Raw genomic sequence first — 5024 nt, 5'->3', positions numbered from 1 at the left:
ACAAGTAAACAACATTAAACAAAATAAACAGCGCAAAATACTATTCTTTTTCCCATCCAATATTCTGTTGATTTTCAGTTAGCAAACGATTGATTAAATTCCCGGTTTCCTATTTCGATGAATTCTCGTGGGTTCTCTGTGGCAGACTGTCTCTATGACTAATCAGACACCTAACTCCGATGTGGTTAACCTGGCTTCTTCTGAGGGCGAGGCTCAAGACAACTTCACTCCCGTAACGACCGAAGAGGGTAAGCTGCAACAGCTTATTGAATGGCTCGAAGAACACGTCTCGGCCTATTCCTACTTGAGCGAGGTTGTCCCGTTGGGTGCCTCTGAAGAAGACATCAGGAAGGCTCGTGCGTCAGTCAATGACCGCGGTGCTCGTATGCCCGACGCTATTATTCACGGTTCGATGATGGTCTTGGGGGCGGCCGTCAACCATTCTTCGCCATACCTTGCGTATGCCGATGGCAAGGTTGAAGTAACGGATACGACGGTGGGGGATAGTCCTAGCGTTCCGGTTCGAGTTTTTGTTCCGCAGGATCCAACCGGATCTGTGGTAGTTGCCGCACACGGTGGCGCTTTCTGGATGGGTGACGGCAGTCTGCGTGAGAATTCCTTCGGCCCAAATATGGCGGCCCTGGCAGCCCGATCCGGCGCAATTGTTGTGGATGTGGACTACCGGCTCGCCCCAGAGCACAAGGTGTCTGTGGCCGTCAATGACATCGCGCGGGTAGTCACATCTGTCGCAGATGATTCGTTGCAGCTTCAGAAATTGGGTGCAATGCCCATCAGCGATCAGAACCCGATAGTTCTCTATGGTGTCTCTTCAGGCGGGCACAACGTTGTTTCCGCGGTAAACCAGATTAGTCAGGACACGCCGGTTGCTTTGTTGCTCGTTGCTCCGGCCCTAGACTTGCGTGGTGCGCCTGCGGTGTGGTTGCAGGCATTCTTCGGCACCTCTGACGATTCGGCAAAGGAAGTGTCACCGGGATTGCATGAGCCGTTGCGAAGCATGCGTGTCCACGTTCAGGCGGCCTCCCGCGATACTGTCGTTCGTCCAGCTACCGAGTACCTGAAGAAGGTCGAGGAGTCGGGCGGAGAGGCCTCTCAGGCGGAATTCTTGGCAACTCACCAGATTGCGGTTCCAAAGGTTCAGCGAGAGCAGATTACGGACGCGGCGCGGTTCATTTTAGAGGCCACTCACACGGAACGTGAGCTGCCAGAGGACCCGGCAGGTGAATACGATAAGGAAGCGATTGACCGGCAGAACGAAGAGTCCTGGGGCAAGAGCTAGTCAACCCGTTTCAGTTCCCAATGGCGCTCTCGCTGTGCATGTGAGCGCTGCGGAGGGGCGCTGGTGAGGGAAACCGGGGTCGGAGCTAGAACAGCTCAGTGCCAGAAGGCCGGGGGCGAACAGGCCCCGACTAGTTCAGCGGCAGGAGGTTGCGCTTCGTTGCGTGGACCTCTTCCACCCGGTCGATGTTGTGTTCGAGGACATTCCAATCGTTGACCGGAATATTGCGCTGGGCTTGGGCAATGACTGACTTGTCAGGAGTGGACCACGCGAGGGGCACTGGGGTGATTTCATCGTAGAACTCGGTGCGGCTCTTATGCGTGCCGGCCACAGCAACAGCTGGCACCTTCGCGCCCACGCGGCGGGGAACCCCGGAAATCGTGGTGACAGTACGTGTAGCCAGGGCCGGGACGGGCTCTCCATCGGAGGGGTTTTTACGCATGTCCACCAAGGTCATCAGCACCATGGTTCGCTCATCCACACGCGCAATCATGGCCGGAACCAGCGGGGATTCGTCGTAAAGCTCTTGCGGATCCTTGATTGCGCGTCGCACCTGGAAGGTAACGCCGAGGTAGAGAACCGCGAGGGCGAAAAGCACAACCGCGCTGCCGATAACAAACGGCGTGCGGTCGAAAACTACTAGAACCAGCACAGCGCCGACGAGCAGCAGAGCAGAGAAAATGCCGGAGGAGATGAGCAGTCGGCGGGCATCGCGGTAGTACTCGTTGTTGGCGTTGGTGTGCTCGCGGTTGACGGGGAAGTGAAAGTTCATGGCAGTCCTTTAGTTATCCATTTTTCTAGGATTCCGAGCTAGCGGTGGAATCGCCGGGCAGGGTTGGGCCGAGGTACTCATCTGCGTCGACGATTCGGTAGGCGTAGCCCTGTTCCGCCAGGAAACGCTGGCGATGAGCTGCATATTCAGTATCGAGCGTATCGCGAGTTACCACCGAGTAAAAGACGGCGCCACCACCATCGGACTTCGGGCGCAGGAGACGCCCCAGACGCTGTGCCTCCTCCTGTCGGGAACCGAAGGTGCCGGAGACTTGCACGGCGACAGAGGCTTCGGGAAGGTCGATGGAGAAGTTCGCAACCTTGGACACCACCAGCGTGTTGATCTCGCCGCGCCGGAACTTCCCAAAGAGCTCCTCGCGTTTGGCGTTGGACGTCTTTCCTTCGATGACATCGACGTCCAGTTCCTCGCCAATCTCTTCGAGCTGATCCAAGTAGGCACCAATCACCAGAGCGGGTTCGCCCTCGTGTCGGGCAAGGATTTGCTTAACGACGGGAATCTTCGTCGGCGTCGTTGCGGCCAGGCGATACCTGTCGGAGGCCTCAGCCGTGGCGTAGAGCATGCGCTCGGACTCGGTCGGGGTCACGCGGACCTCAACGCAGTCAGCCGGTGCGATCCAGCCCTGGGTTTCGATGTCCTTCCATGGGGCGTCGTAGCGCTTCGGGCCAATCAGGCTGAAGACATCGCCCTCGCGGCCATCTTCGCGCACCAGGGTGGCGGTGAGCCCCAGTCGACGGCGCGACTGCAGATCCGCACTCATTCGGAACACAGGAGCGGGCAGGAGGTGGACCTCGTCGTAGATGATGAGACCCCAGTCGCGGGAATCGAATAGCTCGAGTGCGCGGTATTCTCCCTTGGTCTTGCGTGTGACTACTTGGTAGGTCGCAATGGTGACGGGGCGAATTTCCTTCTTTTCGCCGGAGTATTCGCCGATTTCGTCCTCGGTCAGCGAGGTGCGTCGCAGCAGCTCGTCGCGCCACTGCCTGCCGGCGACGGTGTTGGTGACCAGGATCAAAGTAGTGCGCTGCGCGTCTACCATGGCCGCCGCTCCGACGATTGTTTTTCCTGCGCCGCAGGGCAGCACCACGACGCCGGAGCCACCCTCGCGGAAGGAATCGGCCGCCATGCGTTGGTAGTCGCGCAGTTCCCAGGTGTCGTGGCCTCCGGTGCCCTGATCCTGCCAGGCGATGGCGTGTGCCTCTCCGTCGATGTATCCGGCGGTGTCATTGGCAGGCCAGCCGACCTTCAGCAGCTCCTGTTTGATTCGGCCTCGCTCGGAGGGGTGCACGGTCCAGGTGTCGGCATCGATTTGCTCGCCGAGCATCGGACGAATCTTTTTGTGCTTGGTCACCTCGGCCAGTACCGCGGGGTCGTGTGAGAGCAGAATAAGGCCGTGAGCTGGATGCTTGGTCAGGCTCAGGCGACCGTAGCGGTCCATGGTCTCCGCGACGTCGATAAGCAGTGGCTGGGGGACGGGGAACTTGGAATAGCGCTCGAGGACATCGACCACCTGCTCCGCGTCGTGACCGGCAGCGCGGGCATTCCACAGCGCCAGCGGGGTGATGCGGTAGGTGTGCACGTGTTCAGGAGCACGTTCGAGCTCCGCGAATGGTGCCAGCGCCGCGCGTGCCGCATCCGCCTCCGGATTATCGACCTCCAGCAGCACCGTCTTATCCGATTGGACGATCAGCGGACCCGTACCGAAACCCATTATTTCCTCGCCTCGCAGACATTCGACCAAAAATAAGCTAAAGGTCAATTCTGCCACGATTACGCAGAAGATGCGCCACGGGCTCGAATCATCCCGAACCGTCACATTCGCTTTTGCATCGCTTTACGACGGTCCCCGCGCCCGTCGCCTAGTCGACAGGATGTACTTCGGTAATGCGATGCAGCAGAAAGCGCAGCACTTGGCTGGTGGCCGGGTCGATAGCATCGACCTGCCCACCGGAGACAGTGACTGGGCGCACGCGCTTGCGGGCGGGTTTGCCGTTGCGGTCGACGTAGCTTAAATACAGGTCGTCGCCGTGGCGAGCCGCGCGCTGCAGTAGCTTGAATGCTTCGGTGCCGGAGGCGTAGCCGCTCGTGCCACCGGTGCTAGCGCTAGCACCGGCAGCCGTCCCCGTACCTGTCGCCGAATCCGCAACCGAGCCAGAGACCCCAGCAGTGCTGCCACTGGCTGTAGCGCCACTGGAACTACCGGCGTGCTCAGCAGCACGGTTGCCATCGGCAATGGCCGTCAACGCCTGGCTGATGCGTTCCGGTTCGGGCATCGTTGTACGCGCAGTAGGCACCGGAGCTGGCGCCTCAATGCGGCAGGGAGCGCGACCGAGATCCAGCACCAAACCCTCTGCATCTTCGGCGATGATGGAAAAGCCCGCATTTCTAGCGGTCTCAATCACCTGGGCAAGCGGGGCCTGGCTAATTAGCACCGTTTCGGCAATCTTCCGCAACGCCAGGCTTTGTCCAGCCTGGTGACTCTGGAATGAGGCCAGCAGAGCCGGATCGTCACAGCGGATAAACGAAGCTGCGGGGCCACCGCGGAGACGACCGTGGCGGCGGGCGACGTCGTCAAGCAAATAGGTAATGGACTGCGGCACTTCGCCGACGGCGTAGCGCGAGAGAAACTCCGAGATATCGGCGGCGTTGATGCCGGTGTCGAGGGCATCGCGGAGGCTGTCTTCGGTCACGCGGTAGACGCTGGCGAGGCCGGGAGATTCCAACTGCGCAATCGAACTGAGCATGCGTTCCATCTCCGGGGATGCGGGGCCCGGTACGACGATGGTGTTGTCCGCCTGGACCATCAGGTACGAGGCGTTCGGCGGCAAGAGGTTGTTACAGGCAGCACGCAGATCGTCGAAGGCCTCGGCAGTGCCGGATTCGATGAGCGCGACTATGGCTTTGCCGACCTCGCTAAGGCCGACGGAAATCGTTTCC

At 59.9% G+C, this 5024-nt stretch carries 4 protein-coding genes; 1 reads left to right on the top strand and 3 read right to left on the bottom strand.

From position 1 onward, the window contains the following. Positions 1–154 precede the first annotated feature (154 nt). Positions 155–1297: an alpha/beta hydrolase gene (locus tag HMPREF3011_RS03870; RefSeq protein WP_141764741.1), complete on the top strand. Its 1143-nt coding sequence runs from the start codon at positions 155–157 to the stop codon at positions 1295–1297. 130 nt (positions 1298–1427) lie between these two features. Here HMPREF3011_RS03870 and HMPREF3011_RS03865 read toward each other — a convergent pair whose 3' ends face one another. From HMPREF3011_RS03865 to HMPREF3011_RS03855, 3 genes are all read right to left on the bottom strand, one after another. After that, positions 1428–2069: a DUF3239 domain-containing protein gene (locus HMPREF3011_RS03865; protein WP_070560184.1), complete on the bottom strand. Its 642-nt coding sequence runs from the start codon at positions 2067–2069 to the stop codon at positions 1428–1430. Positions 2070–2094: 25 nt separating this feature from the next. Beyond that, complete coding sequence (locus HMPREF3011_RS03860) at positions 2095–3798, bottom strand: DNA repair helicase XPB (protein WP_070560182.1); 1704 nt, start codon at positions 3796–3798, stop codon at positions 2095–2097. Positions 3799–3946: 148 nt separating this feature from the next. Beyond that, a partial coding sequence (locus HMPREF3011_RS03855; protein WP_168168149.1) for a helicase-associated domain-containing protein occupies positions 3947–5024 on the bottom strand: 1078 nt, incomplete at its 5' end.

The sequence above is a fragment of the Corynebacterium sp. HMSC074C04 genome (assembly GCF_001838295.1).
GTDB lineage: Bacteria > Actinomycetota > Actinomycetes > Mycobacteriales > Mycobacteriaceae > Corynebacterium > Corynebacterium amycolatum.
Note: the sequence above shows the minus strand (reverse complement) of the source record. Positions and strands in the feature narration are given on the sequence as shown.

Excerpts from the sequence above, each read along its gene's own strand:
- HMPREF3011_RS03870 (WP_141764741.1), top strand. The coding sequence starts at position 155 with ATGACTAATCAGACACCTAACTCCGATGTGGTTAACCTGGCTTCTTCT.
- HMPREF3011_RS03865 (WP_070560184.1), bottom strand. The coding sequence starts at position 2,069 with ATGAACTTTCACTTCCCCGTCAACCGCGAGCACACCAACGCCAACAAC.
- HMPREF3011_RS03860 (WP_070560182.1), bottom strand. The coding sequence starts at position 3,798 with ATGGGTTTCGGTACGGGTCCGCTGATCGTCCAATCGGATAAGACGGTG.